Origin of the sequence: Hyphomonas sp. CY54-11-8 (assembly GCF_000682735.1) — a bacterium.
In the GTDB taxonomy this organism is placed as follows: Bacteria; Pseudomonadota; Alphaproteobacteria; order Caulobacterales; family Hyphomonadaceae; genus Hyphomonas.
Window position 1 is genome coordinate 1 of sequence record NZ_AWFD01000033.1, and the last position, 26,824, is coordinate 26,824.

General features: G+C 59.3%; 20 protein-coding genes. 9 read left to right on the forward strand and 11 right to left on the reverse strand.

The annotated features are described in order from the left end of the window. The 5 genes from HY17_RS20400 to HY17_RS12805 all read left to right on the forward strand — a co-directional run. The coding region (locus tag HY17_RS20400; protein WP_197020281.1) for a DNA polymerase Y family protein at positions 1–1,116 on the forward strand (1,116 nt) is incomplete at its 5' end. Beyond that, positions 1,113–4,382: an error-prone DNA polymerase gene (locus tag HY17_RS12790; RefSeq protein WP_034767168.1), complete on the forward strand. Its 3,270-nt coding sequence runs from the start codon at positions 1,113–1,115 to the stop codon at positions 4,380–4,382. The genes HY17_RS20400 and HY17_RS12790, both read left to right, overlap by 4 nt. 87 nt (positions 4,383–4,469) lie before the next feature. Next, positions 4,470–4,931, forward strand: coding sequence for a DUF1330 domain-containing protein (locus HY17_RS12795; protein WP_034767171.1), 462 nt, complete (start codon positions 4,470–4,472; stop codon positions 4,929–4,931). A gap of 136 nt (positions 4,932–5,067) precedes the next feature. Then, the gene (locus HY17_RS12800; protein ID WP_051600062.1) at positions 5,068–5,673 is read left to right on the forward strand and encodes a TetR/AcrR family transcriptional regulator; all 606 of its coding nucleotides are present in this window, start codon (positions 5,068–5,070) and stop codon (positions 5,671–5,673) included. Between the two features lie 32 nt (positions 5,674–5,705). Beyond that, positions 5,706–6,566, forward strand: coding sequence for an SUMF1/EgtB/PvdO family nonheme iron enzyme (locus HY17_RS12805; protein WP_081813163.1), 861 nt, complete (start codon positions 5,706–5,708; stop codon positions 6,564–6,566). A gap of 4 nt (positions 6,567–6,570) precedes the next feature. Here HY17_RS12805 and HY17_RS12810 read toward each other — a convergent pair whose 3' ends face one another. The 5 genes from HY17_RS12810 to HY17_RS12830 form a co-directional block, all read right to left on the reverse strand. Continuing rightward, positions 6,571–8,232, reverse strand: a complete 1,662-nt coding sequence (locus tag HY17_RS12810; protein WP_175354501.1) for a sulfatase — start codon at positions 8,230–8,232, stop codon at positions 6,571–6,573. Between the two features lie 12 nt (positions 8,233–8,244). Next, a complete protein-coding gene (locus tag HY17_RS12815) occupies positions 8,245–9,282 on the reverse strand; it encodes a glutathione S-transferase family protein (protein ID WP_034767173.1) in 1,038 nt (345 codons plus the stop codon). Positions 9,283–9,372: 90 nt separating this feature from the next. Continuing rightward, positions 9,373–11,166 carry an arylsulfatase gene (locus tag HY17_RS12820; RefSeq protein ID WP_081813135.1) on the reverse strand — a complete coding sequence of 598 codons (1,794 nt, stop codon included), beginning with the start codon at positions 11,164–11,166 and terminating at the stop codon, positions 9,373–9,375. 122 nt (positions 11,167–11,288) lie between these two features. Then, entirely contained in the window at positions 11,289–12,107 is an 819-nt protein-coding gene (locus HY17_RS12825; RefSeq protein WP_051600063.1) for a DUF1365 domain-containing protein, read from the reverse strand. Continuing rightward, entirely contained in the window at positions 12,104–13,474 is a 1,371-nt protein-coding gene (locus HY17_RS12830) for an NAD(P)/FAD-dependent oxidoreductase (RefSeq protein WP_051600064.1), read from the reverse strand. The genes HY17_RS12825 and HY17_RS12830 overlap by 4 nt, the downstream gene beginning before the upstream one ends. Positions 13,475–13,528: 54 nt before the next feature. On the opposite strand from HY17_RS12830, the gene HY17_RS12835 reads away from it, so the two are divergent. Both HY17_RS12835 and HY17_RS19495 read left to right on the forward strand, forming a co-directional pair. Next, positions 13,529–14,224 (forward strand): sigma-70 family RNA polymerase sigma factor, encoded by a 696-nt coding sequence (locus HY17_RS12835; protein WP_051600065.1) that lies wholly within the window; start codon positions 13,529–13,531, stop codon positions 14,222–14,224. Next, complete coding sequence (locus tag HY17_RS19495) at positions 14,221–14,907, forward strand: cupin domain-containing protein (protein WP_051600066.1); 687 nt, start codon at positions 14,221–14,223, stop codon at positions 14,905–14,907. The genes HY17_RS12835 and HY17_RS19495 overlap by 4 nt, the downstream gene beginning before the upstream one ends. Positions 14,908–14,962: 55 nt before the next feature. Here the strand turns inward: HY17_RS19495 and HY17_RS19500 are convergent, their stop codons facing one another. Genes HY17_RS19500 through HY17_RS19505 form a run of 3 tightly spaced genes read right to left on the reverse strand, consistent with a single transcriptional unit; the run spans position 14,963 to position 17,584 of the window. Beyond that, positions 14,963–16,114: a dipeptidase gene (locus HY17_RS19500; RefSeq protein WP_051600067.1), complete on the reverse strand. Its 1,152-nt coding sequence runs from the start codon at positions 16,112–16,114 to the stop codon at positions 14,963–14,965. A 31-nt stretch (positions 16,115–16,145) separates the two neighbouring features. Next, a complete protein-coding gene (locus tag HY17_RS12850) occupies positions 16,146–16,862 on the reverse strand; it encodes a cysteine hydrolase family protein (protein WP_051600068.1) in 717 nt (238 codons plus the stop codon). A gap of 29 nt (positions 16,863–16,891) precedes the next feature. Then, complete coding sequence (locus tag HY17_RS19505; RefSeq protein WP_051600069.1) at positions 16,892–17,584, reverse strand: TetR/AcrR family transcriptional regulator; 693 nt, start codon at positions 17,582–17,584, stop codon at positions 16,892–16,894. A 155-nt stretch (positions 17,585–17,739) separates the two neighbouring features. On the opposite strand from HY17_RS19505, the gene HY17_RS12860 reads away from it, so the two are divergent. Then, positions 17,740–20,142, forward strand: a complete 2,403-nt coding sequence (locus HY17_RS12860) for a TonB-dependent receptor (protein WP_051600070.1) — start codon at positions 17,740–17,742, stop codon at positions 20,140–20,142. Between the two features lie 39 nt (positions 20,143–20,181). After that, on the forward strand, positions 20,182–21,303 hold the full coding sequence (locus tag HY17_RS12865; RefSeq protein ID WP_034767175.1) for a DUF2817 domain-containing protein: 1,122 nt from the start codon (positions 20,182–20,184) through the stop codon (positions 21,301–21,303). A 108-nt stretch (positions 21,304–21,411) separates the two neighbouring features. Here the strand turns inward: HY17_RS12865 and HY17_RS12870 are convergent, their stop codons facing one another. The 3 genes from HY17_RS12870 to HY17_RS19510 all read right to left on the reverse strand — a co-directional run bounded on the left by HY17_RS12870 (position 21,412) and on the right by HY17_RS19510 (position 26,766). Next, on the reverse strand, positions 21,412–22,581 hold the full coding sequence (locus tag HY17_RS12870; protein WP_034767178.1) for a histidinol-phosphate transaminase: 1,170 nt from the start codon (positions 22,579–22,581) through the stop codon (positions 21,412–21,414). A gap of 538 nt (positions 22,582–23,119) precedes the next feature. Beyond that, entirely contained in the window at positions 23,120–25,696 is a 2,577-nt protein-coding gene (locus HY17_RS12880; RefSeq protein ID WP_051600071.1) for a TonB-dependent siderophore receptor, read from the reverse strand. Between the two features lie 416 nt (positions 25,697–26,112). Next, positions 26,113–26,766 carry an ANTAR domain-containing response regulator gene (locus tag HY17_RS19510; RefSeq protein WP_051600072.1) on the reverse strand — a complete coding sequence of 218 codons (654 nt, stop codon included), beginning with the start codon at positions 26,764–26,766 and terminating at the stop codon, positions 26,113–26,115. Between the last annotated feature and the right edge of the window lie 58 nt (positions 26,767–26,824).

Consider the following 26,824-nt stretch of genomic DNA (forward strand, 5'->3'; position numbering starts at 1 on the left):
GTGGCGGAGGACGGGGCGCCGGTGATCCTGCCGTCAGGGGCCGAGCGGACGGGGCTGGCGGCGCTGCCGGTGCGGGCGCTGCGGCTGTCAGGACCCGTGCTGACCCTGCTGCGCCGCTTTGGCCTGACGCGGATCGGGCAGCTCTATAGCATTGATCGCAAAGCACTTTCCCGGCGCTTCCAGTCCCGCGAAGCGGTGGAGGCGGTGATGCTGCGGCTGGATCAGGCGCTGGGTGCGCGGGCCGAGCCGTTTGCCCCGCTGCGGGCGCCGCCGGACTATGCCGCCCGCCTGCCCTGCCCGGAACCGCTGAGCGACAGCGCCGGGATCAGCGAGGGCCTGAGCCGCCTGACGGAGGAGCTGTGCGCGAAGCTGTCGGCCCATGGACTCGGCGCGCAAGGCTTTGTTTTTTATGCACTTCGTTCCGATGGCGAGACGCGCAGCCTGACCGTCAACATGGCGCGGCCGGTGCGCAAACCGGCCCATGTGCTGCGCCTTTTCCGGGAGCGGCTGGACCGGATTGACCCCGGTTTCGGCATCGACCTCCTGCTGCTGGAAGCCCTCAGAACCGCCCCCATGGAGGCCGGAAGCCAGCCATTATCCGCTGATCTTGCCATGACTATAACGGACTTAGGCATGCTTTCCGCGCTCGCAGACCGGATCCAGGCACGACTAGGCGAGGCCCGTGTCATGATCATCCAGCCGGAGGCCCGCCACCCACCGGACATGGCCGAGCGTCGCGTGCCCTTCACCGGCCAGCCGACCGAGGACACCCCGCCTCCGCCCGACACGCTGCCTGGCCTGCGCCCCATCCGTATGCTGGACCGGCCCGAGCCGATCGATGCCGTAGCCGAAGTACCGGACGGGCCGCCGCTGCGCTTCGTCTGGCGCCGGGTGGTGCGCCGCGTGGTGAAGGCCGACGGGCCCGAGCGGATCGCGCCGGAATGGTGGGCCCACCTGCCGACGCCCGGCAGCGGGGTCCAGGCCATGCCCCGCGCGCGGGACTATTACCGCGTCGAGGACGAGCACGGGCATCGCTACTGGATCTTCCGCGAAGGCCTCTACGATGACAGGCGCGGCAGCCACCCGGACTGGTTCATGCAGGGGCTGCTGGCATGAGCGGGTACGCAGAGCTCGCCGTGACGACGAACTTCTCCTTCCTGCGGGGAGCGAGCCATGGCGCCGAACTGGTGCAGCGGGCCGCCGAGCTGGGCCTGTCGGCCATCGGGGTCGCGGACCGCAACACGCTGGCCGGGGTCGTGCGGGCGCATACCGCCGCGAAGGAGGCCGGGCTGAAGCTGCTGGTCGGGGCACGGTTGGTGCCGCTGGAGGGACCGGAGATCCTGGCCTACCCGATGGACCGGACGGCCTATGGCCGCCTGTCGCGCCTCCTGTCAGACGGCAAGATGAAACCGGACGTACCGAAAGGCGAGTGCCATCTGACGCTGGAGACCATCCTTGCCGCCAGCGAGGGACAGGTGCTGATCGTCATGCCACCTGCTGTTCCGCCTGCGGAATTTTCCGATACGCTGCGCGAAATCGCCGCCGCCGCGCCGGGCCGCACTTACCTTGCCGCGCGCTACACCTATTCCGGCCGCAACCGCGAGCGTATCGCCCGGCTGGCGGAGTTCGCCGCCAGTGCCGGCGTGCCGCTGGTCGCCACAAATGACGTGCTCTACCACGCGCCGGACCGCCGCCCGCTGCAAGACGTGCTGACCTGTATCCGCGAACACTGCACCATCGACACCGCAGGCTACCGGCTGGAAGCGAACGCGGAACGGCATTTGAAGAGCCCCGCCGAAATGGCCCGCCTGTTCCAGGGCTTCGAAGCCGCTATCGAACAGACGCAGGCGATCGCGGAACGCTGCAATTTCAGCCTGGACGAACTGGCCTATGAATATCCGGACGAACCCGTTCCCTCCGGCGCAACGCCGCAAAGCCATCTGACAAAGCTGACCTGGGAGGGCGCGGCAAGCCGCTATCCGGATGGCATTCCGGATCAGGTTTCCCGGCAGCTGGAAGAAGAGCTGGCCCTGATCGAGGAGCTTTCCTATGCGCCCTACTTCCTGACCGTGCACGACATCGTCGCTTGGGCACGCAGCAAGGGTATCCTGTGCCAGGGGCGCGGCTCTGCGGCGAACTCCGCCGTCTGCTACTGCCTCGGCATTACCAGCGTGGACCCGACGCTGACCAAGCTGCTGTTCGCACGCTTCCTGTCGCGGGAGCGGCGGGAGCCGCCGGATATCGATGTCGACTTCGAGCATGAGCGCCGCGAGGAAGTGATCCAGTATGTCTACGGACGGTATGGCCGCCACCGCGCCGCCCTGACGGCAACGGTGATTTCCTACCGCTCCCGCTCCGCTGTGCGCGAGGTCTGCAAGGTGCTCGGCCTCAGCGAGGATATTTCCAGCGCGCTGGCCAATGGCGTCTGGGGTAGCTGGAACGATGCCATGCCGGACAAGCGCATCGTCGAGGCGGGGCTCAGCCCGCGCAGCCCGCTGATCCGCCGCGCCATCCTCCTGACCCGGCAGCTGATCGGTTTCCCGCGCCACCTGTCCCAGCATGTCGGCGGTTTCGTGCTGACGCAGGGCCCCCTCACCGAGACCGTGCCCATCGGCAATGCGGCCATGGATAAGCGAACCTTCATCGAATGGGACAAGGACGACATCAACGCGCTCGGCATCATGAAAGTGGATGTGCTCGCGCTGGGCATGTTGACCTGTATCCGCAAGGCCTTTGACATGCTGGAGAGCCACAAGGGCATCCACCATACGCTGGCCAGCATTCCACCCGACGATCAGCCGACCTATGACATGCTGTGCCGGGCCGACAGTATCGGCGTGTTCCAGGTGGAGAGCCGCGCGCAGATGGCGATGCTGCCGCGCCTGCGCCCGCGCGTCTTCTATGATCTCGTGATCGAGGTGGCCATCGTGCGGCCCGGCCCGATCCAGGGCAACATGGTGCACCCATATCTGCGCCGCCGGAACGGAACGGAACCCGTGCGCTTCCCGAGCCCCGCCCCGGAACACGGCCCGCCGGACGAACTGGAGCAGATCCTGGCGCGCACCAAGGGCGTGCCCCTGTTCCAGGAACAGGCCATGCAGATCGCCATCGATGCAGCAAAGTTCACGCCCGATGAAGCGAACGGCCTGCGCCGGGCGATGGCGACCTTCCGCCACCTCGGCACGATCCACAATTACGAGGAGATGCTGGTCTCGCGCCTGATCGATCGGGGCTATGACCCGGCCTTTGCCCGGTCCTGCTATGAGCAGATCAAGGGCTTTGGCGAATACGGCTTCCCGGAAAGCCACGCGGCCTCCTTCGCGCTGCTCGTCTATGTATCGTCCTGGTTGAAATGTCACCATCCGGACATTTTCTGCGCCGCCATCCTGAACAGCCAGCCCATGGGCTTCTACGCCCCGGCCCAGCTGGCGCGGGATGCGCAGGAGCATGGCGTCGAGATCCGCCCGGTGGATGTGAACCATTCCGACTGGGACAATACGCTGGAGCCGGTGGAGCATGCCTCCGGCCTGTTCGCCGTGCGCCTCGGCTTCCGGCAGGTGGACGGATTGCGGCAGGCCGACATGGAGCAGCTGATGCTGCACCGGGGCGCAGGCTATGCCAGCCCGGACGCACTGACACGCCGGGCCCGGCTGACGCGCGCCGTGCTGGAACGGCTGGCGGCGGCGGATGCCTTCCGTTCCATGGGCCTGTCGCGGCGCGATGCCCTCTGGAAGATCCGCGGCGACGCGCCGGGCCATGCCCTGCCCCTGTTTGCGGCGGCCGACCTCGCCGAACAGGGCGCGGAGGCGGACGTGGAGCTGCCACAGGTTCCGCCATCGGAGCATGTGCTGCAGGATTACCAGACGCATCGCATGTCGCTGAAGGGCCATCCGATGCACTTCCTGCGGAATGCGCATACGCGGCGGGGCATTGTCTCCACCGCCGAGGCAACCGGGCGGCGGAACGGCCAGCGGGTGGAGACGTCCGGCCTCGTTCTGGTGCGCCAGCGGCCCGGATCTGCCAGCGGGGTCGTCTTCGTCACGCTGGAGGATGAAACCGGGATTGCGAACCTGGTCGTCTGGCCGCGCGTGCTGGAACGGTTCCGTCCGGTCGTGATGCGTGCGCGGTTTCTGCATGTGGTCGGCCGGGTCCAGTCTGCCGACAATGTCACCCATATCGTGGCCGAGCGGCTGATCGACTGTACGGAGGACCTGTCCCTGCTTTCGGAAGATGTGCTGCGTGATCCGCTGAACGGGGTGCTGGCGCGGCCGGACGAGGTCCGCCGGCCTGTGGCGCCGCGCAAGGGCCCCGCCAGGCGCCCCTCTGGCGGGCGCCATCCGCGCAATGTCCGCGTCATCCCGCCGAGCCGGGATTTCCATTAAGCGGGCGACCTGCGGCCCGAAATATATTGACAGTCCTTATGTCAATTATTTAGGCTTCCCGAAACACATCAATCGGAGGCAATGCCCATGGATGTCCGGAACGAAGTTTTCCCATCCGACCCCGCCCGCATGACACAGATGCTGGAGAAAGGCCCTGACGGCCCGATATTCATGGTCAACCTACTGAAATTCAAGGAAAAAGCCGAGTATGACGATGGCCGCGAGACGGACCTTTCCGGACGCGATGCCTACATGATCTACGGCCGGGCGGTGGCCGATATCCTGCCGAAATTCGGCGGGCGGGCGGTCTTCGCCGCGGATGTCACCTTCCTCGCGCTCGGCGAAGTGGAGGAGCTCTGGGACGAAGTCGCCATCGCCATGTATCCCACCCGCGCGGACATGGTGCGCATGTCCCTGTCGGAGGAATGGCGCGAAGCCGCCGTCCACCGCTCCGCTGGCCTGAAGGGGCAACTGAACATCGAAACTGTCTTACCCGCAGCTCAGCAGGAGTCCCCATGGGCGAAAAACCTGATTCAGGAGCAAAAATGACGTTTCGCGCAGTTTCGTCAGCAGCGGGAAGCTTTCCTCAAGACCCAACCTGTCTATTCTGGACTTCTGATTGTGGGGATAATTGACGGCATTCGGCTTGCTTTCAGCGTCCGATAGCATTGGCAGGGAAATAGACATGGCGACAGACCAGACCACGCAAGACGAAACCCACGTCTCGGATGGCCGCAGGCTCAGGTCTGAACGCAACCGGCAGAAAATCGTGACCGCCATGATGGAACTGGTTCGCGAGGGTGACTACGACCCGAGCGTAGCCAGCATTGCGGAACGGGCCGGCGTTGGCCTCCGGACCGTGTTCCGCCATTTCGACGATGTCGACACGCTCTACCGCGAGATGTCCGGACAGATGGAGGCCCGCATCCTGCCCGAGATCGCCAAGCCTCTGACAACGGAAGCGTGGCAGGATCGCGTCAAGGAGATGATGGGGCGCCGCATCCGCATCTTCGAAGACATCATGCCCGTCCGGATCTGCGCCCGCGTCCGGCGCTTCCGGTCAGAATTCCTGATGGCCAATCACAAGAGGTTTGTGGCGCACGAAACGGCTGCGCTGTCCCTCGCACTTCCCAAGGAAGTGCTGGAAAATGAACCGCTGAAAATCGCCTTTGATGTTGCGCTGAGCTTCGACACCTGGCGGCGCCTGCGTCAGGACCAGGAATTCTCACGGGCCAAGGCCACCGCGACTCTCGAAGCCATGCTGGATGCGCTCATCGCCGCTGCAGAATGAAGCTGACGCACAGTCTCATACTTGCGGCTGTGATGGCCACTGCCTGCAGTGGACCATCTGATCAGAAGACGTCATCCGAGACATGTGGCCTCGCGCCTGGCGCACTGGGCACATTCATATCATTCGGACCCGGATCTTTCGACAAGGGAAAGGATCCGGTCTATCCGGAAGAGTCCCCCCCCCTTACTTTGCACATAGATGCATTTGACCTGCTGTCTCATGAAGTAACGAATGCCGAGTTCGCTCGCTTCGTTGAAGCAACCGGTTATGTAACCGACGCGGAACGTAGCGCAGCGGCTGGCGGAGTAGGTGCAGGTTCTGCTGTGTTCCAGTCTGCGGAAGGCTCCATCGGGAAATACCCATGGAAGCTCGTCTCCGGGGCAACCTGGAAGTCACCGGAAGGCCCGGGATCCAGTATAGCCGGGCGTGAACGCCACCCGGTCGTTCATGTATCTCTCGCAGATGCCCACGCCTATGCCGAGTGGGCCGATGGCAGGCTGCCGACAGAGGCCGAATGGGAATATGCAGCATCTCTCGGCCTGCCTGATCCGGCGCGCTCCAACTCCGGTGCATATACCGAAAGCGGTGGGCCAATCGCAAACACCTGGCAGGGCATCTTCCCCATCGCCAATACAGGTGCTGATGGCTTCAAGGGCACCTCGCCGGTCGGGTGTTTCGGTCCGGACAAAGCCGGCATGTTCGACATGATCGGAAACGTGTGGGAGTGGACAGACACGCCCTACGGCCCCGGAACGAACACGATCAAGGGCGGCTCCTATCTGTGCGCAGAGAATTTCTGCCGCCGGTACCGCCCAGCCGCACGCCAGCCGGAGGAGACCGATTTCTCGTCAAATCACATCGGCTTCCGTATCGCCCGGGATGTGCAGCCCTGATCGGTCAGTTTGGCCAGTAGATATATTCATCCCCAGCCTCGAACCGGTCTGCCGCAGTCTTGTCGACCATGATCGGGCTCTCCACGATGTAAGGATAGAGAGGCTCCCGCGCATTCGCCCAATGCGCATCGATCAGGGACTGAAGCTGTGCCACCTTGCCCGGCATGGAATCCGCGAGATTTACCTGCTCCGTAGGGTCATCCGCCAGATTGAACAGCCAGGACTTCTCCTGCCGCCCATTTACTTGCAGCTTCCAGTCGCCAGCGCGTACGACACGGTAGTATCCGCTGGACCAGAAGATCGCATCATCCTGCCGCTCAACGTGCCCGCTCCCTGTCGCTTCTGGCAGAAGGTTTTCGCCATCAATCTCCACACCCGCCGGCAAGACCGCCCCCGCGATTGCGGCCAGGGTTGGCATCAGATCCACATGCGCCACGGGGGTCTCTATCGTGGTATCAGCGGCAATTTTTCCGGGCCAGGAAACAAACATCGGTACTCGGATTCCACCCTCGAACAGGGTGATCTTCCACCCTCTGTATGGGGCATTCACCTCCGGCAAGCCGATATACCCCGCGCCGCCATTGTCTGACGTAAAGACGATGACCGTATTGTCCGCGAGCCCCTCTTCCTCCAGCTTATCCATGATGCGGCCGACACTCCGGTCGAGCGCACGCACCATCGCCGCATAGACTCTCAAGCGCTCCGGCTGGATGTCTCCCACGGCATCATAGTCTTCCTGAGTGGCCTGCAGCGGTGTGTGCACACCCCAATGAGCCAGATAGAGGAAAAACGGGCGGTTACGGTTTGCCTCAATCACCTTGCTGGCCTCGTCGGTCCAGTAATCGGTCAGATATCCACCCGGTTCGAACCATTCACTGTTATTGAACGATGCCGCGTACTGCATGCGTGCCCAGAGGAATTGGTCAATGGGATCGAAGTCAAGCTTGGCGTTGACCACATCCGGATCATCGCCCGGAAGATAAAGGCCACTCGCCATCAGTAAGCTTTCATCAAATCCTTGCGCGGTTGGGCGCGACTCCTCACTGCGCCCCAGGTGCCATTTGCCGATATGGACCGTGTGATACCCAGCCTGTTTCAACAGCTCAGCAACAGTCACCTCTTCGCCCGGCAAGCCCTGCTCTTCAAACGGCACACCGCCCTCATCCGCCTGCTTGTTCCAGAGGATCGGAGGAAGACCGTTGTCCATGTCGTTTCCAATCCTGGAAACGATACCTCCCATGCCGGCCGGCGTTGGCGTAAACTCAAAACCTGTACGGGTCGGATAGCGCCCGGTCATCAGCATCGCACGAGAAGGCGCGCAGGTTCCTGTGCCAGCATAAGCTTGCTGGAATATCGCGCCTCGCGCAGCAAGTCGGTCGATGTTCGGGGTGGGAACAAGCCCGCCTGCCACGCCGCCGCCGAACGTCGAGATGTCGTTGATGCCCAGATCATCCGCCACGATGAAAACGATGTTCGGTGGGCCTTCCAATTTGTCGGCCTGCCGACCTTCTGGCCCCTGATCCCAGGCAATCTCCTGATTAGGCGCCACGTCCACTCGGCCGGTATGTGAAACCAGAAACAGGATCACGGTTTTTTTGTTGAACCAGGCAAGTCCGGCAATAGCGACCAGAAGCGTGGCAATTGCGATGAGAATTTTTTTCAGCATGTTTGCCTGCGCCTAACTGAGCAATTCTTCACAGCCCGTACCGGACAGAATCTGCTGGACTTCACCCCGAGCGGCTGCGGGAAGCGCAGTGGCTTCTTCACGTAGATGCTTCAGGCATTTGGCTTGATACGGGAATGTCGGCTGTTTCCAGACCTGACCATCTATTTCCGTTTCAAACTCGGACTTCCCGGCGATGACAGCCGCGGCATTGGCCTTGAGGAATGGGAGGTAGACCCGGCCTATTTCGCGAAGCAACGGTTTAAGCCGTTCTTCCGCCTTCTCACGGGTAAACCAGTCACCGTCTTCTGGCTCTATACCGGACAAGTCTTCCACCCGGTCCAGCCAGGCCCTGACCCGAGCTGAACGCGCGCTCGTCAAAGCTGCAGAGGTCGGCTCCACGATGGCGAGCTGCGTGAGCTGTCCATAAATTGCGAAATCTGCTGAAGAGGGCCGTGCGCCGAGCACGTAGCCCGCGCCTTGCAACAAGGCATCCAGAAGGTCGATGAAGCGGAGATAGCTGGATTCAATGGTCGACGCGGTGACGTCATTCGAGCCGACAACATAAAGCCGCTCAGTCTGCCGTTTACTGAACATGTCCGCCATTTTCTGCGCATCCGGCGCGGCAAGCGTCGGCAGGGACCAGTAGACGAGCAAAGGCGCAGCATTGTCGCGGTCTGCTTCGAAATACCAGCGATAGTGGAACATGGCCTTGGTCAGCCATTCATCCGCATAATCTTCGATCAACTCATTCAGGAAAGCGAGTGCCGGATTTTCCGGAATGACACTCCGGCCGGCATAGTCCCGTTCCAACCGGCGGGTGATGGGTGTGGAATCGACAACGGCCTCAACATCACCGCTTCCATCAGGAAAATAGAAAGTCGGCAACAGCTTCACCTTCGGTTGCGGAAGGCCCGGCGGAGGATTCTGGTGCCCGCCCCAGAGAACCGCGTAGGGAATCCGGCGATACCGCAACAAAGCCAGCATCTTGCGTGTATACGGCGAACCGGGCGCGCCCATCAGCTTCAGGCGATCGTCAGGTATGACGTCCATGTTTCCTCCCTGCCCGCGTGCCGGGTCTTTTCACTTATTTATTGGCACTCTTCCTGTCATTTATTTCCGGGTCAATAGAAGATCGCCGGGTCAACGCCGGATGAGGCGCCGGACGAAGTAGACTAGGAAGCCGGCAATCGTGATGACGCCGATGAGCAGAACCAGCAGTTGTGGCCAGTAGGCCTTGAACTGACGCGCCATTGTATTGCGCGTGATCTCTCTCAAAGAGCTATAGCCTTCCGGCACTTCGAGAACGCCGACACGCTTGCTGTAAGCCTGATACTCATCCAGCATGTCCGCGAAGACATCCGGCTCGTCCTCGCTCAGATCCTTTGTCTCTCCCGGATCCTGTTCGATGTCGTACAGGCGCCACTGGCCGTCGCCATGTGGTTTCTGATTGCGGGTGATCTTCCAGCGGCCCTTCAGGATGGCGGAATTGCCAGATACTTCCATTCCGATCACATCGTCCGGCTGGTAAACCGTTGCTTGTGCACCGGACAGTATCGGCCCCAGGCTGCGCCCGGTCATCATGTTATCCGGTGCTTCAATCCTCGCGTATTTCAGCAAGGTTGGCGCGATATCCGTCACAACCGTCCGGGCATCGACGGCCTCTCCTTCCGGCACGCCGGGCCCCGCCATGACCAGCGGCACGCGAAGGCCGCCCTCCGATCCAAGAAATTTGAACATGTTATTGGGGGACGCCGCCGCGATCGCCCATTCCGGACCGATAAAGCCCCAGCTTCCCTGCTCCCCGATGCCATCGATGCCGATGTGATAGCCATGCATCTTCATCCAGATCGACAAGCGGATGTCTTCATCGCCGCGCGATGGTTCCGGTCCATTGTCGGACGTCACGACGAAGACTGTATTTTCATACTGACCGGTCTGCTCAAGGTGCTCCATGAGCCGGCCAATCTCGATGTCCATGGCCTCCATCATGGCGGCGTTCACCTGCATTCGGGCCGCATAGAGTGCCTGTTCGTCCGGGGAGAGATCGTTCCATGCGCGCATCTCTTCCGGCATATCGGCGAGCGGCGCACTCTCAGGAATCAAGCCGATGTCTTTCGCCTTCTGCCAACGCGCGATCCGCAGCGCATTCCACCCCTGGTCATAGATACCATCATATCCTGCGGTCAGTTGCGGAGGCGCCTGGACTGGAATGTGGATTGCCTGGAATGCCACATAGGCAAAGAATGGCTGATCCTGATCGCCCTCATCGAGGTAATCGATCATGTGATCGACGATCATGGTGGACGAGTAGAACGAGTCCGGCAGCTCCGCAGGCGCTCCATCCTCATACCAGGGCGCCTTTTGATAATACGGCATGTAAGGCTTAGGCGACCAGTTATCGGCACCGGATGCATCCAGTGCCAGAGACCGGTCAAATCCATGTGCGTTGGGCAGGTCACCCGCGCCGCTGCCGAGATGCCATTTACCGGACATCAGCGTCCGGTATCCGGCCGTCTTCAGCCTGTCTGCGAGAGTCAGGACGCCCGGTTCAAGATGCATCGTGTAGCCGGGCTGACCGACATGTTCCTTCGGCAGCACTTCGGGAATCGTTGCGATGCCGGTCATGTGATTGTCCATGCCGGTCAGGAGCATGGCCCGCGAGGGCGAACAGAGCGGAGATGAATAATGCCGCCGGAACATGGCGCCGCGCGCGGCGAGCGCGTCGATGTTCGGTGTACGCGCCTCTCCGCCATAGATGCCGAAGTCCATCAACGCCGCATCATCGACCAGGATGAGGACGATATTGGGCCGCGTATCTTCCGATTGGGCCTCGGCGGCCAGGCCTGTACCGAAGAAAGCGATGGCTGCGGTAATCCCCCCACCCAGCCATACGAAACTTTTCCGAACGATACCGCTCGCTTTCCAATCCGGCATGTCTACCCCTGACTCATATAATGACACTCGAAATGTCATCTGTTTGATCTTTTGTCAAAGTCGGGGCTGAACACCGCTGAGAAAATATCGGTGTAAATTCTGAAATTCAGGATACGCTGAGGTCAGACAGCCGGGTCGCTGGAGTGCGTCCACTTCGGCGGCTTCGCAGTTTCGCGTCCCAGGCTTGCGCCAGGTGCAAGGCGTTCTGGACCGTGCCGGTGGTAACGGGCGCCTTTCAAAAACAGCTTGAACGCTTCCCAATGGATTCCTGCGATGACGCCCAGCGTCATGAACGGAAATTTTGCCAATAATCCAAGCGTGGTTCTTGTCGTGACTGGCTTTGCCTTCCCGGCGAGATGCGCGGACATCCGATCCATTCCGCCGTCACGATAGGATATCGAGAGCGCGACTTTGTCGGATGGTGGCCGGACAATAAATTCGTAGCGGCCGCGCTGATCGAAGAAGGGAGAGACATAGAAGGCCTTGTCGCACTCATGCCGGCAAAGCCCGTCACTCAGGTCTGCCGCACAAAGATAAAAATGCCGCTCACCGAAGGTGTTGCCGACTTCATAGAGCACATGATGTACCTCCCCTGCCTGATCGTAGAGAAAATAGACCGAGACCGGATTGAACACATAGCCGAACATCCGCGGTAGAGTCAGGAGTTCAATTCTGGACACATCTTCCTGGACACCCTGGAGGGCGACGAATGTACGAACCCAGGTCCCCAAGTCCTCAGTATCGCCATCTCCATGATCCCGCGGGTCGAAACTTATCAGGCCGCGCTTGCCAATATTGAAGAAGCGCGCCAGACGTCCCGCTTCCTCCAGCCGGTCCAGATCAAGCAGGAGATAGGCAATCCGGTAGCGCAAAACATGCGAGATCTCACCGAACCGCCTGTGACTCACCTGCCCCGTATAGTATTGCGCCGGTTGTTTCACGCAGGCACCCTTCCGGCGTCCGCACGCGAAAGGCGCTCTTGCCGGTAATCGAAAGCCCAGGGCCGCTTCCAGTCGCTCAGCAGTTCAGCGACCGCCAGGCCGGACTGGATTCCATCCTCATGGAAACCGTACCCTTGCCACGCCCCGCAATACCATGTGCCGCGGCGGCCCTGGATGGACCAGATTTCCCGCTGCGCATCCATGGCAGGGCCATCGAAGACAGGATGGTTGTAAACGAACTCCCGCTCTACCTTCTCTGCGGCAGGCTCCTGTTCCGGATTTAGAGTGACAAAATAATCCGTGTTGGTCTCGATCCGCTGCAAGCTGTTCATCCAGTAAGTCACCGACAGCTCAAGAGAGTCGCTTCGCTTGGCGCGATAATTCCAGGCCGCCCACGCCGCACGCCGCTCAGGCATCAGGCTCTTGTCGCGGTGAAGGATAACGCGGTTCGGCTGAGTTCTGAAACGAGACAGAATACCGGCCTCCGTTTCGTCGGCGTCTTCCAGCAGCGCGAAAGCGTCGGGTGCGTGGCAGGCAAAAACGATTTCATCGAAGTCTTCATGCGCCCCTGTCTCGAAATCGATACGGACGCTGCTCCCGGTCCGCTTTACAGAGCGAATGCCTGCGCTACAGCGAATGCGATCCGCAAACCCCTTTGTCAGCGGCTCCAGATAAGACGCACTGCCGCCATCGACGGATTGCCACGGGAACTGCGGGCGGACGCTGACCAGGCCATGATTGACGAAGAAGCGAGCGAGACTTGCCGCCGGAAAATCCATGATCATCGAAACCGGACAGGACCAGATCGCCGCCGCCATGGGCAAAAGGTGATAGTCCACGAAAGCGCGGCCATAACGTTCCTCGGCCACATACTCCCCAATCGACCGGCCCCGTTCGCATTTTGCCAGTTCGTATGACGCCGCATGAAAGCGCAAAATATCCTTCAGCATCAAATAGAAGCGCGGGCTGGCCATGTTCCGGCGCCAGGCAAACAGCCCTTCCATGCCATGGCTGGCATATTCCATACGCTCATCCGGAATGGAGACCGAAAAGTTCATTCGGGTGGGATTGGCGCGCACTCCCAGATGTTCAAACAGTGCCGTGAGGTTCGGATAATTTGGTTCGTTGAAAACGATGAACCCGGTATCCACGGGAACTGGTCCCTCCCGTGCATCCACAATCACTGTCGCCGTATGACCACCTATCCGGTCCGCCTTCTCAAACACTGTGATGTCACAGGTGTTCTGAAGGGCCCATGCAGCGGAAAGGCCTGAAATGCCTGTTCCAATGATAGCGACTTTGGGGCGGCGGCCTTCTGATGTGTCCGCAGTATGGCGGCTGGCAGGTGCGGCGACATCAAATGGCATGGGCGTTCTCCGATTTACTCCAAGAGATACGCAGCAGCGCGCCTGCCGGATTGAATGATCCAGTCAGCCGGCATTTGCGTAAAAGCAACAAAGGAGTCGATAATGCGATTTGTGACGTCCGCTCAGTCAGGAGCCATTGATGGCATCAAGTCGAAAAGCCCGGCCAAAGTGAGCGCCCTTCCTGGCCGCTCCGCTGTGGATAGCGAGTTGATGTCACGCGTGGTCACTTCTGCTGACCGCGAGGCATTCAACACGCTCGCCGTTCATTACGGCCCTCGCCTCAAGGCTTGGCTAATGCACCGCGGCGAAGGCGATTCAACCTCCGAAGATATCGTGCAGGATGTCCTGACGGCGGTCTGGCAGAAGGCGGCGAGCTACGACAGTACGAAGGCCAGTTTTTCAACATGGGTCTACCGGATGACACGCAATCGCTGGATCGACCACAAACGGAAGCACGACCGGCTGCAGCCGACTGCGCCTCAAGACATGATCGAGTTGGCTGACGCGCCTCAAGATTCGCCACACGCCGGGCTCGAAGAAGCCGAGGCCGCGCAAGCCGTGAGGGATGCACTTGCGACCCTGCCGCCAGAACAAAAGCAAATGCTTTACCTCGCCTTTTTTGAGGGCCTCTCCCACAGCGCCATCGCAGAACGCACCGGCATAGCCATCGGAACAGTGAAAAGCCGGATCCGGGCGCCCTTGAAGAAACTGAGAACGACACTTGAAGCCTATCGAAAGGATGAACCATGAGCTCGGCACACTCCCTGCCGGTCACGGTTGATGACGACTGGCTGGCCATGCAGTCAGCGGGATCGCTCTCGCCGTTCAAGCAACTTCTGCTGACCTGTCAGGCAGACATCAATCCGTATGTTCGGGAAGCCTTTATAACCGATGACCATGTGGCGGGCGTGCTTTTGGAAAGCGCGAAGCCTGCAGCGATGTCAGATGATTTCCTTTCCCGCCTGAATGCTCGTCTAGATACAGAGGAAGCTGCCGAAACCGCTGTTCATGCAGCTTCGACCGGCACCCACGAAGAAGACAGTCAGCCTGAATGGATGCCCTCACCGCTTGCTGATTACATCCGGCGATCCGGCCGCCGCCTCAAATGGCGAAGTGCGGGCCTGGGCGTTCAGCAGGCACGGCTTGGCCGGAACAATCGGGGCGAACGGCTTTATCTCTTGCGCGCACGGCCAGGCCTTCCAGTGCCGCGTCACTCCCACAGCGGACAGGAATGGACGCTGGTTCTTGCGGGCGGATACAAGTCCGGTTCACAGCAATTTGGTCCCGGTGACCTTCACCAGGAAGACGAAGGTTGCATGCATGATCTGCGGATCGATGATGACGGCCCGTGCATTTCCCTCATTGTCGACGAAGGAAAGCTGAGGTTTGCGAATCCTCTGTTGCGTCTGTTTCAGCCCGTACTTGGAATCTGACCCGACAGTACCACAGGCATTTTAGCCTGATCGTATTCCGTTCAAATTGAATCGATCAAGTGATCTGGTTTGCGTTCCACACCCGCTGGAAATTACCGCCAAGAAACGCAGCCAGTTCCATTTCGCTCATGCCTTTTCGGCTGAGCAGCGCCACCAGGTCCGGCAGGCGCCTGTAGTCGTCGAATACGGGCTTGTAGTTCGCATCCATGTCGGACCCGAGGCAGACATGTTCGATCCCGACCATGTCCACTAACTGGAAAATCCGGTCGGCGAAGCCGGCAAGATCCCCAATTTCGATCCCTGTCGGCCATGCCCCGATGATGCCCCCTGAATCAGCGGCCGCTTTTGCCAGTTCAAGCGAAATGAAGCGCGGATGATAGGAGTGGGCCGAACTGATATGCGTATGCGTGAACATGACCGGCCGAGTACTGAGTTCCAAAGCCCGAAACGCCCCGGCTTCGGCCATGTGTGACAGGTCGATCACCATTCCCAGCTGGTTCATCTCCCGAACGATTGCATCGCCTTCAGAGGTCAGGCCATCATGAACCGGTTCATTGGTCATGGCGTCAGCAAGACCGTTCGTCCGGTAATGAACCAGTGTGATGGATCTGACGCCGTCCTGGTAGGCCTCACGCACGCGCTGCGTTGAGCCCTCCAGAAAGTCTCCGCCCTCCACCGTCCAGATTGCACCAGGCCGGCCGGAGGCCCGCGCTGAATCCAGCGCACCGGGTGCCAGCATTTCCGAGACGAGCCCCTGCTCCACAAGCCTCTTGAGATTACCGATCTGGATCTTGTAGCTCTGCCAGGCCTCTCCTTCCTCGAAAGGTCGTCGGGCTTCGAGACCCTTCCCTTTCGCAAGGTTCAGAACATTGAAGTCCGACACTGCAGCAAAACAAGCCGCCGCCAAGTGGCCTTCGCGCATATCGCCGATTGTCCGGCGTTCGAAGCCGGACTGAGCCTTGTAGACTTTCAGAAGCGGTGCGAGGCCCGAGGCTCCGCGGGCAAAAGTCCGTCCGGGGTGGGCATGACTGTCGATCGCCGGATACTTGTCCAACAGCGCGATCGCGTTTGCTCTCTCTTCCTCGGAAACCTCAAAACCAAGAGGCGCCGGCGCAGGCCGCTTGTTCAGCCAGTAAGCGCCGTACGCCACGCCTGCGCCAGCGACCAGTCCGCCGCCGATCAGGGCGCGCCGCGTCAGTTTTCCCATATGCTCTTCCCTCCTTCCGGGTAATGCGATCCTAGGACGCCGCGGACAGGGCCGCGAATTCCGCCATGGCTTCATCTGCGGTCAGCGCGAAGCCGTAGGACGCGAGCTTTCCAATGGTCGCGTCGTAGGATTCAAGGTGGTAGGTCGTCGTCGCATCGCGAACCACGCGGGTGATGTAGCCATAGTCGAGAGCCACACGGGTTGTGGTTTCCACGCACTCATCCGTCAGGAAGCCCACGACGATCAGGTGCTCAATCCCCATATTGCGTAGCGTTGTGTCGAGGCTTGTGCCTGTGAACGCACCACTGGCTGTCTTGGTGATGACGATTTCATCGGCATTCGGTTTGGTCGGCTCGAGGAACTGGGCCGCTGGGCTGTCGGGCGGGAAGCACCAGCCGAGGCGGCTATGTAGCTGGCTAGTGTCGCGTCCCTTGTCTGACAGGGCCTGGATTTTCACATGGATCGGCGGGATTCCAGTCGATCTGGCCGCGTTCAGGACACGTGCAGCCTGGACTACTGCGGCATTAAACCGGGCTTCATAATCACTTAGAGCTGCCCGGGCAGCATCTTCAGGCAGGCCTGCCGCAACAGCATTTTTAAGATGGTAAGATGGCTCCGCCAGATGCTGGATATCGATCAGAAGCAATGCAGTATTGTCCAGCGTGGCGGCCGGCGGCGCTTTCGCATTCACGAAGGAAGTGGCAAGCACCTCATTGATCCCGATGGTCGGCTGGGTTGTTGTGGTCATGCTGAATCTCACTCAGGGCTGATTGCGGATTATTTGAACGGATCGCCTACGGCTGTTTCAATGGCGTGAATTCCGTCTTCACTCAGCACGGCGCGCAGGCTGATCTTGAAGAGCCGGGCAACGACGTCTTCCTGCCCGATCAGGGTCGGAGCGACATAGCGAAGCTGATCGGCGGTATAGAGGTTCGCAATGCCGAACGCAGCTGCCTGCAGGGCGGCAAGCACGAGATCCTTTTCGACATCAATAAAGTAATTTGCGCCGAAACACTCGGTGACCAGATCATCCATCAACTGGATCGTTTTGTGCCGCTGCGCCTGATAGGTTTCCGAAGAGAGGATCTCCTCAGTTTCCATGCTTTTCATCAACAGGAAATAACCGGGATGGGAGCGGGCGAAGTGAACATAGGCGTAACCGACGGCCAGCAGCCGCGAGAGCGTCATGCTACCCGCCTGTTCGAGCGCATAAGTGCGATAGTTTTCCTGCAGCACGTACCCTGCGATCGCCGTTTCGACGAGCAGGTCCTGCTTGCTCTCAAAATGCCGGTAGATTGCCGGAACGGATGTCCCAACCATCTCGCCAACTTCTTTTAACTGGAAGTCCAGCGAGTGGCTTTTCGCAATCAGCCCGGCAACGGCCTCGATGATCGCATTCCGCAGATCGCCATGGTGGTATCCCGCCTTTTTGCGGACGCGGCTGGTCGATGTTTTCAAGCCACCTGCCATTCGCTGCAATTCCCCGGACCGCCGTCACCATGACGCGTTGACACATTAATGTTAATTCAATTAACTTCTTCGGGCAAGGCTTGGAAGTGCCTGCTTGCGCGCAGGTACCGGGGTTTACCCCAAGCCCGACATCCGAATTTAAAGGGAAGAACAAGATGAAGACGTCTAAACTGCTGATGGGCGCAAGTTGCCTGATTCTGGCAGCCGCTCCATGGGCCGCCGCCTCCGCCCAAACGCAAGCTGAGGGCGAAACGGCCGACACGGTTGAAACAACCAGCCCGGTGCAGGAAGACGACGTGAAGGTCTATGAAGGCATCGTCGTTACGGCGACCCGCCGCGCCGAAAAACTTTCGGAAGTGCCGATCGCCATGTCCGTCTTCGGCGACGACAATATTGACCAAACCAGCGTCCGCGAACTGTCGGAAATCTCCGGATACATTCCGAACGTTTCAATCTCGGGACACAACGACTTCCGGTCTGTCATCACGATCCGCGGCGTCGGCTCGGCCTCCCGCAACATTGGCTTTGACAGCCGCGTCGGCGTTTATGTCGATGGCGTTTACATGGGTCAGTCCCCGGCCGTGAACCAGGAACTGCTTGATCTGGAACGTGTTGAAGTGCTGCGCGGCCCGCAAGGCATGCTGTTCGGCAAAAACACCGTGGCTGGCGCTGTCAGCCTGGTGACCAAAAAGCCGGAAGACCGCTTCTTCGGCAAGCTCAGCGCCAATGTCGGCAACTACAACCTGCGTGAATTCCAAGGCATGCTGAACGTGCCGATTTCCGAGAAGGTCGCCGCAAAAGTCTCGATCTCCAAGACCGACCGCGACGGCTATATCGACAACATCACGACCGGCAACGAACTCGACACCAAGGACGTGCTGGCCTACCGCGCCCAGCTGCGCATCACGCCGAGCGACCAGTTCGAAATCAATCTCGCTTATGATGGCCTGTCGGCTGACAACAAAATCCTGGTCGGCGAACCTCTGACGGACCCGTACGGCGTCATGATCACGCCGTTTGCCCCGGAACCGCGCAAGGTCGCTTTCGACTTCGACCCGACCGAAGAACGTGACGTTTCCGGCGCGATGATGGACCTGACCTATGAGTTCCAGAACGGCTTCACGGCGAAGTCGATCACCGGCTACCGTAACACGGATGCGTCCTACTCAAACGCCACCGACTATGCGCCTATCTCGATCGTCTATGTCGATTATGGTGATGAATTCAAACAGACGACCCAGGAGTTCCAGCTGATCTCCCCGTCTGACAGCGCCTTCACCTACATGGGCGGTCTCTACTACTACAAGCAAGATGCTGACACGGTCCGGGATGTGACCCTCGGCGATAATTTCCTCGAAGGTTTCATTCAGCCGGTCATTGCGCCCAGCGTGGCCCCTCTCCTGAATCTGGATCCGGCGACCCTGACACCGGCACAGCTGGCATTCATCTCCTCGCTGGTTGGCTTCGGCCCGCTCGGCTCGAAAGTCACCAACAGCGGGAGTGTCGAAACGGAAAGTTTCGCCGCTTACTTCAATGGGTCTTACGACTTCAATGACCGCTGGACCCTCGGTTTCGGCGTGCGCTACAGCACGGAAGACAAGAGCGTGAACTGGCTGCTTGATGGCCGGAATTCGGGCGTCTTTGGTATTGGTTCCACCAATGTGGCACCCGGTGACACCACGACCGCTCCGACACCGCTGATCAATGACCGCAGCGACAGCTTCCTGTCGCCGGCAATCAGCCTCAGCTATGCCGTGACCGACCAGAGCAACCTCTACGCCAAATACTCATCCGGCTATAAAAGCGGCGGCTTCAACCTCGACTACATCAACGAGGACGAACTGGCGGCAAACTCCGGTCTGGAATTCGGCAAGGAAACCGTGGATGCTTACGAAGTCGGCCTTAAGAATACCTTCATGAATGGCCGCTTCACACTGAACCTCGCAGCCTTCTACTCCGAATACAGCGACTATCAGGTGAACCAGTTTGTTGACCTTGGCCAAGGCCGGACATCGATCCGTATCACCAACGCAGCAAAAGTTATCACCCAGGGTCTGGAAGCAGAATTCAACCTTCAGGCCACGGATCACCTGTCCTTGCAAGGCTCCGCTGGTTACCTGGATGCCACGTTCGACTCCTTCCCGGGCGGCGGCACTGCAGGTTCGGATGCTTCCGGAAACGATCTGATCAACGCGCCTGAATGGAGCGCCTCTCTTGGCGCGGTCTATACGCGGGATATCCCGTCGATTGACTCGACCCTTCTGACGCGCCTCGACATGACCTATTCGGATGGCTATTTCACCACCGCTGACAACATCAAGACGCAAACGCTTGCTTCCACCCAGGTGGTGCCGTTCGGCTATATCGACTCGATGACTCAGCTGAACGGCCGCATCGGTCTCATGAGCAATGATGGCCGTTACGAAGCCTATCTGTGGGGCCGCAACCTCACCGACGAAGATGGTCTGGTGGATGACTTCCGCGATTTCTTCGGAACGCTGGTAAACCACCCGAACATCGGGCGGACCTACGGCGCTGAACTGGTTGTGAACTTCTAATTCACCTGCTCTGACTCGATACCGGGAAGGATCCGCATCATGCCCCCTGTTGATGTGGAACTTTCCCGGTATTTTTCTGCCAGCTACAAAGAAGGACGCCAGAAGTTCTTCGAGTTCTGCCAGCGCCACGGCCTGGAGATCCAGAGCCATGTGCATCCAACCCTGAAGGGGCCCTCGGCCGAAGACCTTTCCATTGATGCCGTGTGGTATGGATCGCGCGATGCCAAGCGCGTCCTCGTCTTCAGCTGCGGCACACACGGACTGGAAGCTGCTGCTGGGGCAGCCACTATCCTTCGCTGGCTCGACAGGAGTGGCCCCGGGCAACTGCCAGAGGATATGGCCGCTCTGCTTATCCATGCCATCAATCCCTATGGGTGGGCCTGGGCGCACAGGATCAATGAAAACGGAATTGATCTGAACAGAAACTTTCCGGACCGGGGGAAGCCACTTCCGCCAAATCCGGACTATGTGGACATTCACGAACTCCTGCTTGCGGCCACCATGGACGATGAAGGCCTCGACAGATTCGTGCAGGGCTTTCACGCACTGACGGAGAGCAAGGGCATGAATGCCGCTCTGACCGGTATTACATCTGGCCAGTTCAACCATCCGGACGGGCTCAGCTTTGGCGGTACAGCGCTTAGCTGGTCAGGCGAAACCCTTTTTGCGATCGCCCGCGCCCATCTCGGCCAGGCAGAACGAATCCTGCACATCGACTGGCACACCGGCATCGGCGAATACGGACAAGCCCACTTCATTCTGGATGAGCCGAAAACATCAGATACGTATAGCCTACTCTCAGCCTGGTGGCCGGACCACGCCATCCATTGTGACGACGTGGTCGACGGCGTTTCCATTTTCTACAACGGGCTGTTGCTGGAAGGCTTGCGAGCCGAGATCCAGAAGTTCAATCCTGCTAAATTGGTGAACCTGACGATCGAATGGGGTACCTATGAGGTCGAGAAAATGCTGCTGGCCCTGGTAATGGACAATTGGCTGATGCACCGATCAGGCAAGGCTGATCCGGCGCAGGTGGACGCTGTGCGGAACGAACTGGTCGAACGCTTTTATCCAAAGGCAGCGGATTGGCGCTTCAATGTCATCCGCATATCCGACGAGATCCATGATCAGGCGGTCGCCGGGCTGAAAAGCTGGGACTGATGCCCAAGAAAAAGGGCGAAGCGATCTGAACCGCCTCGCCCTAATCTGTTTGACAGATGTTTCAGATGAGCGATGGAGGCGCCCCGGAGCCGGGGCGCCGTCCTCCAATCATGCACCCACGATGGCCGGGAGCGCTTTGCAGAAACGTTCCACGTCTTCGATCTTGCCGGTCGAGACACGCGTCCAGTCGACATAATCCATGTATTGTCCGCGGACTGATATTTTCTGCTCAGCGAACGCTTTCTGGACGTCGTTGGCTGCCTTGCCGGATTTGAAGAAGACGAAATTCGTCTGCGACGGCAGGTATTCGAGGCCGAGCGTGTCTAGCGTGGTCGTGATCATTTCACGAGCTTCTTTGACCTTCGCCTTGGAATAAGCCAGGAATTCCTCGTCATTGTAGCAACCGATGGCCGCTGCGTACGACGTGCACGGCGACCAGGACATGGCCGTTGCCTGAATCTTCTGGGCAACTTCCGGCGAAGAGATCGTGTAGCCCATGCGGATACCGGCCATGCCGTAGATCTTCGAGAAGGTCCGAGACACGATCACATTCGGATTGTCCTTGATCAGGCCGATGCAGGTGTTTCCTTCCGGATCGTCGGCCAGTTCCATATAGGCTTCATCGACCAGAACCATCGTCTTGGAAGCCATGCGAGTCACAGCGGCTTTCAGCGTCGCCGCGTCTGCCACGAGGCCAGTCGGGTTGTTTGGATTGCAGAGCTGGACGAGGCCGGTTTCGGTCGTGACCTTCGCCTCAATACCTTCGAGGTCGGTTGTCATGTCCGCTTTCAGCGGCACACGGTCAATGGTCGCCATGCCGAGACGGGCGGCATAGAGGGCCGTCGTATCCCAGAACAGACGCGGCGCAACGATCGGGCCATTCGGACCATAGATCATTGCTATCGCCGACAGCGCTTCGCCCGAGCCGGTGGTCAGCGCAATCTGCTCCGGCGCGACGCCGTTCTTTTCGGCAATCATCGTTGCCAGCTGTTTCACCGCATCCTGCGAAGCATAATAGGCGCCTTTCGAACCGGCATATTCGATCATTTTCAGCGCGGACGGTGACGGGCCGTAAGGGTTCTCGTTGCGCGAAAGAAGCGCCACGCCTTCCGGCGGACCGAGGAGGTAGGGGTTTTCAACAGCGACCTTCTCAGGCGGGAAGGCAGCCTCTGTGGTTTCCGCGATCGCGGATGCGCCCGACGCGCAGGCTGTTGCGCCTGCTACACCGAGGCCGGTCGCGCCAGCCAGAAGAAAACGTCTGGAAATATCGTAAGCCATATTCTGAATTACCTGTAGCCTTTGGGTTGAAAAGAAACTGAATCCTTGAGGTCCGCTTGATTGCGAATGGCAGCATCATCCTGTCCGCCTATTGTACAGGACTATGCCGGATGTTGCGACCGAAGGGGTAGCAATTGCCGTTGTGGCGCTTGCGACGTTGAATTGGTGGGCAGCTTTGGTGCTCAAGAGGGCAGTCAGGAAAGAAATTGTCACGCCTGCCGCCGCGGCAATTGCATAGATCTCGAGCGAATACTCGAGAAGGAGATTCGCTGGCGCAATGTGCGAAAACACGAAGACTATGGCGCCGCACAAAGCAGCAGGAACCAAAACACTCCGAAAGGTTGATCCCTCGAAGACAAGAAGCGGTTCGCGGACGGCGGATGCGTGCCGCAATTTATTGCCAGACATTCTGATCTGCGTTTCCTGATTGAGGCTTGTCAAAGCGCCTCTTCCCGAAGATGCAAGGAGGGGTAGCGATACCCCTCCCCGCGAAAATGTCGCCCGCCCCGATCACGAGGCGGGCGGATTTCATGCCGACCTAGAAGTTGGCCTGCAGTTTGACGTAGTAATAGCCACCCTGCCAGTCGATGATGTCACCGGAGCGATAGATCCGGCCACAGCAGCTGTCGCCGAGTTCCGCTTCATCCGGATACTGGTCGAAGGCATTACGCGCACCGAGCGAGATCTTCACCGCTTCAGAAGCCTGGAAGGATCCCTCAAGGTCCACCTGAACCTTCGCGCCATAATCCTGATAGCGCAGCGGAGCGTTCGAACCGTCAGAGTTCGTCGACTCACCGTAGTAGTTAGCGCGTGCCAGGAAGCTGTACGGGCCGACGTCATGCGTCACAGAGAACACGCCGCGCCATTTCGGATCGTAGTTCACGAAGTCATACTGGTCTTCATCGTTAAACAGGCTACCAACATCGCTGTCGAACTCGGTCTTGTTGTAGTTCACAGATGCGGTGAACTTGGTCGAAGACCCGTTTGCCCAATCTTTGGAGTAGGTACCGACCACGTCGACACCCTTTGTGCTCGTGTCGAATGCGTTGGTGAAGTAGAACACGCCACCGATCGATTCAGCACCGACAACCCCAGCACCGACAAGGGCGAGATAGTTGTCATACGCGGTTCCGGATGTCGGATCCGTTGACACATCCTGCGTCGAGATCGCGTTCACACGATCTTCCAGGTCGATCTGGTAGAAGTCGACCGTCAGCGAGAAGGCATCATAGGAAGACGTGAAGCCCAGCGTGTAGTTGGTGGACTTCTCTGGCTTAAGCGGTTCGGCACCCAGTGCGCCAGCGATCGGACCGCCTGCCGGGAACAGACCGGTTGCAACCGGGAAGCCATTCGGGAGGCGGGTCGACACGTTGGTTGTACCTTGCTGACCCGGTGTCGGAGCGCGGAAGCCCGTACCGACTGACCCGCGCACCGCGAAAGCCGGCGTGAATTCGTAACGGCCAGCCAGTTTCCAGACCAGTTCGGAGTCGAAGTCCGAATAGTCTTCAAAGCGCAGAGCACCTTGCAGGAACAGGGAGTCGGTTACGTCAGCACTCAGATCACCATAGATGGCGTAGGAGTCGCGGGTATATTCACCAGAGAACTCCGGTGAGTAGCCCGGGAAGCCGTTCGAACCCACACCGAGCGCCGTGTAGACGGGATCGGAGGAGTCAGCGCAATCCAGTGTGGAGCCGTTCGCGATGACGGCTGCACCTGCAGCGGTCGGCGCACCTGCGTCACAGAAACCGTACGGATCCGGAAGCGAGTAAGGCCCATCGATGTAGGACTCGTAGTTTCCACCAACGAGCTCGTAGGATTCGTCCAGGTAGCTGGCACCGAAAGCGAAAAGCAGCGGGCTGGCCAGACCAGTTTCAAATTCCTTCGAGAAGTCGGCCTGCAGTTGCATTTCTTCGTTGATCAGGTCACCCGGATGGAAGCTCGTCGGTGACATTTCTCCGAGCGACGGGTTGACCGTGTTCTTCAGCGTATACTTGATCTCGTTATGACCAAGACGGCCGCTGAAATCATAGGTGATACCGTTGTCCCACTCGCCACGCACACCACCGACACCGGAATAGTCGATGACGTTACCGAAGAAGCGCGGGGTAAAGCCGCCCGGGAATAGGTAGAGCGACGACCAGAGCGAACCATCCTCAAGGCGAATGTTTTCGATCGTGCCGTTACCTGGATAACGATAGAAGAAGCTGCCGTCAGCTTCTGAGTTCGAGTAGTTGCCGAACCCGTAAAGCTCGAATGTACCAAAGTCATAGCCAGCATTCACAAAGGTACGGAACGCTTTGGCGTTTGGCTGACCCCAAGGCTGAACCACGCCAGAACCGGAATAGTCAGCGCTGTCGAGGCCGGCGATGAAGGAGTCCAGATCGAACCCGGCGATGGAAGTATCACCTGGAGCAAAGTCCGGGCTGTTCACGTCCACACAGACCCAACTTTCACAATATTGTTCGCCGCGAACGGTCATATCCGCTTTTGAGTATTCGGCCGAAACGTTGACGAAGCCATTGTCGCCAAGCGCAAGACCGAAGTTGCCAGCAAGGGTCGTGTTGAAGCCGTCGCCCTCATAGTACTGACCGAAGTCTGCGCTGATGGAACCACCTTCCGGCGAGTCCTTCAGGATGAAGTTGATAACGCCGGCAATGGCATCCGAACCGTACTGGGCTGCAGCGCCATCGCGCAGAACCTCAACACTCTTAAGAGCGATAGCCGGGATGGTTGCGATATCCGGACCCTGCGTACCGGAACCGCCGATCTGCACCAAAGCGGCGCGGTGACGGCGCTTGGAGTTGACCAGAACAAGCGTCTTGTCGGTCGGCATGCCACGCAATGTGGCCGGGCGGATGAATGTGCCGCCATCCGAAATCGGCTGACGTGCCAGCGAGTAAGACGGAACCAGCGTCTTGATGATATCGTTGGCGTCCGTGAACGGCACGTCGGATATTTCGTCCGAGCTAAGAACATCTACCGGAACCGGAGAATCCATGACGGACCGCGCTTTACCCCGCAAGCCGGTGATGATGACTTTTTCCTGGACGGAAGTTTCGTCTGCTGCCGGTTCATCGTCAGGCTCTGCATAAGCCACCCCCCCGGTGACCACCATTCCAACGACCGCGGACGATACGGCACATTTCAAGAAAGAACTAAATCGCACTTTGTATTCCCTTTCCGCAGCGGAACCAACACTCACAATTGAGGTTCCGTCTGCCCCCTGTTGTCGAGCACACACCAGCTTCCCCCATTGGGCAGAACGCCCAAGGCACTGATATCCTGAGGTGTTAAGTCGGCCCGCCGTTGAGCCACATACGTCAGCAGACTGCTCAAAATGCCTCCGTTGGCATTCAGTTCCTGCTGACTTGCCTATCAAGCTGTCCTGCGCCCCCGCGAATGCCAATTCGAAACGTGTCGCCGGTGATGCTGAATCGTTAACCCGTCTCGCTTTTGTGCACCGCACACCAAACAACGCCCAAAGTCTCAGCACTCAGAATGCAGAAATCAGGCTCCAGAAGATCAGAGGTTTCATGGAAAAATCGCGAAGATTGCGAGAATGTTTTCTGCGATCTCCCGCAGTGGTTTTCCCTGAGTCATGGCCATGCGGCGCATGGAATCATAGACTTCCTGCTCCGCGAGACCGCTCTTCGTCATCAACAGGCCCTTGGCACGCTCAATTGTCTTGCGGGCTGCGAGGTCTTCCTGCGTTTTCTGCAACTGATCCTGCAGGGACAACGTCAACGCATGACGCTCCTCTGCCACATTCAGGATTGCAGGCACGCGTTCTGGCTCCAGTCCATCGACTATGAATGCACTGACGCCGAGCTTCAGCGCCCTGCTCATCTCTTCCCGGGATCCCTGATCGACGAACACGAGCACCGGCACAGAGCGGAACCTGCGCATCGTCAGAAGTTCTGTCAGCAATTCCAGATCTGCAGTTGGCGAGGCGATAAGAATTGCCCGCGCGCCCATCAGTCTCAACCGCCGGGTCTGCCAGTCCGCCTGCCCCGTGATTTCGGTGTGATGCGGTTGGTCACCCAGCCCATTTGAGATCTGCCTGGCCCGCGCTTCATCGCTGGCAAGCACCAGGATCTGCCCACCCCAACTCCCCATTTCAGACACGGAAATGGATTGCTGTTGCTCTTCCAGCAAGACTGTACTGCGGGGATTCTCGGCAGCCATTTCGGTCGGGGCTCTCTGCAAAACATTCAAATCATTGATGTCACTTGATTTTTGAGAA

Bases quoted from the DNA above. Each gene is read 5' to 3' on its own strand.
- HY17_RS12790 (WP_034767168.1), top strand. From the start codon at position 1,113: ATGAGCGGGTACGCAGAGCTCGCCGTGACGACGAACTTCTCCTTCCTG.
- HY17_RS12795 (WP_034767171.1), top strand. From the start codon at position 4,470: ATGGATGTCCGGAACGAAGTTTTCCCATCCGACCCCGCCCGCATGACA.
- HY17_RS12800 (WP_051600062.1), top strand. From the start codon at position 5,068: ATGGCGACAGACCAGACCACGCAAGACGAAACCCACGTCTCGGATGGC.
- HY17_RS12805 (WP_081813163.1), top strand. From the start codon at position 5,706: ATGGCCACTGCCTGCAGTGGACCATCTGATCAGAAGACGTCATCCGAG.
- HY17_RS12810 (WP_175354501.1), bottom strand. From the start codon at position 8,232: ATGCTGAAAAAAATTCTCATCGCAATTGCCACGCTTCTGGTCGCTATT.
- HY17_RS12815 (WP_034767173.1), bottom strand. From the start codon at position 9,282: ATGGACGTCATACCTGACGATCGCCTGAAGCTGATGGGCGCGCCCGGT.
- HY17_RS12820 (WP_081813135.1), bottom strand. From the start codon at position 11,166: ATGCCGGATTGGAAAGCGAGCGGTATCGTTCGGAAAAGTTTCGTATGG.
- HY17_RS12830 (WP_051600064.1), bottom strand. From the start codon at position 13,474: ATGCCATTTGATGTCGCCGCACCTGCCAGCCGCCATACTGCGGACACA.
- HY17_RS12835 (WP_051600065.1), top strand. From the start codon at position 13,529: ATGATCCAGTCAGCCGGCATTTGCGTAAAAGCAACAAAGGAGTCGATA.
- HY17_RS19495 (WP_051600066.1), top strand. From the start codon at position 14,221: ATGAGCTCGGCACACTCCCTGCCGGTCACGGTTGATGACGACTGGCTG.
- HY17_RS19500 (WP_051600067.1), bottom strand. From the start codon at position 16,114: ATGGGAAAACTGACGCGGCGCGCCCTGATCGGCGGCGGACTGGTCGCT.
- HY17_RS12850 (WP_051600068.1), bottom strand. From the start codon at position 16,862: ATGACCACAACAACCCAGCCGACCATCGGGATCAATGAGGTGCTTGCC.
- HY17_RS19505 (WP_051600069.1), bottom strand. From the start codon at position 17,584: ATGGCAGGTGGCTTGAAAACATCGACCAGCCGCGTCCGCAAAAAGGCG.
- HY17_RS12860 (WP_051600070.1), top strand. From the start codon at position 17,740: ATGAAGACGTCTAAACTGCTGATGGGCGCAAGTTGCCTGATTCTGGCA.
- HY17_RS12865 (WP_034767175.1), top strand. From the start codon at position 20,182: ATGCCCCCTGTTGATGTGGAACTTTCCCGGTATTTTTCTGCCAGCTAC.
- HY17_RS12870 (WP_034767178.1), bottom strand. From the start codon at position 22,581: ATGGCTTACGATATTTCCAGACGTTTTCTTCTGGCTGGCGCGACCGGC.
- HY17_RS12880 (WP_051600071.1), bottom strand. From the start codon at position 25,696: ATGGTGGTCACCGGGGGGGTGGCTTATGCAGAGCCTGACGATGAACCG.
- HY17_RS19510 (WP_051600072.1), bottom strand. From the start codon at position 26,766: ATGGCTGCCGAGAATCCCCGCAGTACAGTCTTGCTGGAAGAGCAACAG.